The following is a 2,930-nucleotide window of genomic DNA, read 5'->3' on the forward strand; positions in this document are numbered from 1 at the left end:
ACTTTAGCCGGTGCTACGGTCTGGCGGCGGGCGCGATCCCGGATTTTTGGGTCGGCCTGCTGCTGATATTTTTCTTCTTCTATATGGCCGATATTGCTGCCGCACCGTTTGGCCGTATCGACGCTCTGCTTAGTGCGCCACCGACCATAACAGGCTTCTACACCATCGACAGTTTATTGGCCGGTGACCTTGTGGCTTTCAAGTCCTCTATCGCCAGGTTGATCCTGCCGGTGCTCACCTTGACCATCGTCAACGCCGGTATGTTGATGAAGATGACGAAGACGACTTTCTCGGACATCTACCGCAGCGAGTTCATTCGCCATCAACGGGCAAGTGGCTTGCCTGAGCGGGTCATCATCAAGAGCGCCCTGCGCAACAGTCTGCCGCCCATAATCACCACAGTTGGGTTTCTGTTTGGATTCCTGTTGGGCGCGGCCGTACTCGTTGAGACCATCTTTGCCTGGGGTGGGCTGGGGCAGTATGCCGTCCAAGCCGTGGTCAACAGCGACTATCCCGCAATGCAGGGCTTCGTTCTCGTCGCCGCGGCCTTCATCCTCATCGTCTACCTGATCGTCGACGTGCTCTATGAACTGGTCGACCCGCGGATAAAGGTCTGAGAACATGGAAAGCTCGAGCAATTCGTCCTTTCAGGCCCTGCGGCGTCCCGCGGCTGTCATCGGTTTCATCCTGCTTCTGTTGCAGGTCGTCGCGATCGTGTTCGCGCCGCTTCTGGCAACGCACTCTCCGGTGGAAGCCGACCCGCTAGCCTCGCTTTTGCCACCTTCGGCCGGGCATTGGCTGGGTACGGATGTGTACGGCATGGATATCTATTCCCGTATCCTGTACGCTACGCGCATCAACCTGCTGATCAGCATATCTGCTGTCGCGGTGGCATTCGTGATTGGCGTGCCGATAGGCTTGTTGATCGGATACTACCAGAACATCGCGACCTCATTCGCGATGCGAGTGCTCGATTTCGTCCAGTCCTTTCCCGTGTTCGTCCTTGGCATGGCGCTGGTCTCTGTCATGGGGCAGGAGATCTGGAACGTCGCGATCGTGCTGGCCGTCCTGTTCATCCCAATGTTCGCCAGACTGATCAGGGCGGAGGTGTTGTCGCTACGGCAGCGCCCCTTCATCAGCGCGGCGCGCTGTAGCGGTGCGACTGATTTTACGATCATGTTCCACCATATCCTGCCCAACGCTTTGACTCCCGCAATCGTCCAGATCTCTATCTCGATTGGCATGGCGATCCTTCTCACGGCTGGCCTCTCCTTCATCGGCGCCGGCGTCCGTATGCCCGCGCCGGAATGGGGCCTGATGGTATCGACTGGCGCCCAGCAAATGATCCTGGGCGTGTGGTGGGTGTCACTCTTCCCTGGCCTCGCGATCGTGGTTTCCGTCCTGTGCTTCGCGCTTTTGGGTGATACCGCCAAAGATATGTTCGACCCAACGACCAGGAGCCGCACATGAACATCGAAACCCCGCTTTTGGATGTTCACGGCCTGTCGGTTTCTTTCGCCAACAAGAAGGTACTGGACGACGTCGACTTCACGCTAAATCGCAATGAGGTGCTTGGCATCGTCGGAGAGACTGGAGCTGGCAAGTCGATCCTGGCCAGAGCACTCATCAATCTGCTTCCCTCTGGCGGTCGCGTTGTTGGCGGCGATGTATTCGTGAACGACAAGTCGATATTCGACCTGTCCATCGAGGCGGCCAGGCAATTTCGCGGCGGCACAGTTTCGCTGATCGGAACGAACGCCAAGGCGCTGCTTGATCCTGTGCAGACGGTCGGGTCCCAGGTGGCGAACGTGTTGCAGGCACACCGCTCTTGCACCCGCAAACAAGCTTTGGCTGAGACCGCTGAACTCTTCAAACAGGTTGGCATCGTCAATCCTGAGCGCCGCATGGAAGCGTATCCACACGAACTGTCAGGAGGCATGGCGCAGAGAATCGTAATCGCGATGGCGCTCATAACCCAGCCGGATATTGTCGTCGCCGATGATGCAACGCTGGGGCTCGACGCGACCATCCAGGTCCAGGTTCTCGACCTGTTTGTGAAGCGTGTCCGAGAACTGGAGCTTGGCGCGATCGTCATTACCCACGATCTAGGGATCGTCGCTCATTTCTGTGACCGCGTCGCGATCATGAAGGAAGGTCGCATCGTTGAGCTCAAGCCAGTGGGGCAGTTTCTCGTCAAACCTGATGAGACCTACAGCACCATTCTGCTTGACGCTGCAAAGGTGCGTCCCGCGCCGATGACGCAGGACGAACAATCGGGGTCTGGCAACACCACACCGCTTTTGCAAGTCGACAACCTCTTTAAATACTTTCCGCTCAGTGGTGGGGAGGTGGTGCGGGCCATCGACGACGTGTCCTTCTCGGTAAACCGCAATGAGACCCTTGCCTTGGTGGGCGAAAGCGGATCGGGCAAGACCACGGTCGGCCAGTGTCTGGTGAAACTGCTGAAGTCGGACAGCGGTCAGATCAAATTCGATGACCAGGACACGGTCCCGATCTCTGAAAAGGAGTTTCGTCCCCTCCGGCGTCGAATCCAGATGGTCTTCCAGGAGCCTTACGTCGCGCTCAATCCTCGCTGGACGGTATCCCAGCTCCTCGCTGAACCACTTCGGTTAGAGCCAGGCATCACGAAGGCGGCGAAGATCGCGCGCGTTCGTGAGTTGCTGGGGTTGGTGCAACTTCCGACCAAGCTGGCGGATTCCTACCCGCATGAACTGACGGCTGGTGAGCAGAAACGCATAGGGATTGCGAGAGCTCTTGCCACGAAGCCGGAATTCGTCGTCTTCGACGAGCCAACGACCGCACTTGATATTCGTGTTCGTGCGCAAATCATCGATCTGGTACGCGATCTGCAGCGCGAGATGGGCCTGTCAGCGCTGTTCATCACGCACGACTTGAACTCTGTTCGATCC

The 2,930-nt window shown here is 57.8% G+C and carries 3 protein-coding genes; all 3 read left to right on the forward strand.

The genetic code is table 11. The features are described 5' to 3' along the window. Nucleotides 1-617 (forward strand): ABC transporter permease (locus EN943_RS36380; RefSeq protein WP_164778585.1); only part of this gene is annotated, 617 nt, incomplete at its 5' end. 4 nt (nucleotides 618-621) lie between these two features. Further along, entirely contained in the window at nucleotides 622-1,470 is an 849-nt protein-coding gene (locus tag EN943_RS36385) for an ABC transporter permease (protein WP_127416544.1), read from the forward strand. Next, nucleotides 1,467-2,930: ABC transporter ATP-binding protein (locus tag EN943_RS36390; protein ID WP_164778586.1), on the forward strand; the 1,464-nt coding region annotated here is incomplete at its 3' end. The genes EN943_RS36385 and EN943_RS36390, both read left to right, overlap by 4 nt.

It is taken from the genome of Mesorhizobium sp. M7A.F.Ca.US.006.01.1.1 (genome assembly GCF_003997935.1).
GTDB lineage: Bacteria > Pseudomonadota > Alphaproteobacteria > Rhizobiales > Rhizobiaceae > Mesorhizobium.